Origin of the sequence: Geobacter hydrogenophilus, from assembly GCF_018501225.1 — a bacterium.
GTDB lineage: Bacteria > Desulfobacterota > Desulfuromonadia > Geobacterales > Geobacteraceae > Geobacter > Geobacter hydrogenophilus.
On sequence record NZ_JAHCZI010000034.1, the window covers coordinates 1 to 594 of the forward strand.

Consider the following 594-nt stretch of genomic DNA (forward strand, 5'->3'; position numbering starts at 1 on the left):
GTTGTGGCAGTCGGCGCAGACTACGGGTTGGCCGGCAAGCCCTTTCTGGACGGCCGCGGTTATGGCCGTGTTGGTGCTGGCGTGGCAGGCGGCGCACTGGAAGCCCCGCTGGGCGTGCAGGTCGGTCAGGCTGGTGATGTGGCAGGTGTTGCAGTCGGCGTAGGGAGCGCTGACCTTGCCGGTGTGGGCCGTGGGGTGGTTGTACTGGCCGTGGCAGGTGACGCAGTTGACGACCGTGCCGGCACGGCCGGCGGTGATGGCGTTCTGGACTTCGATCCGGGAGCTGGAGTGGCAGGTGGCGCAGGTGGAAGTCCGGGTCAGGTGCTCGTCAAGGACGGTCTTGGTGTGGCACTGGGCACACTCGGCTGCGGTCTGGGCCTTGTCGTGCTGGGCAATGTGGTTCACCGTGCCGTGGCAGTTGGCGCAGGATACCTGGATATTGTTCCGACCGTCGGTGATCGTTTTCTGAACGGTGGCGTTGGTGCTCTGGTGGCAGGTGGCGCAGGTGGAGGTCCGGTTCGTGTGCTCGTAGACAACTCCTTGTGTGTGGCACCCCGCGCAGTCAGCTGGCGTTACCACCATGTTGTGCTGGGC

General features: G+C 65.5%; 1 protein-coding gene. It reads right to left on the minus strand.

Features of this window, described 5'->3' with window-relative positions; translation table 11 throughout:
• Window positions 1-594: cytochrome c3 family protein (locus KI811_RS18405; protein ID WP_484840034.1), on the minus strand; the 594-nt coding region annotated here is incomplete at both ends.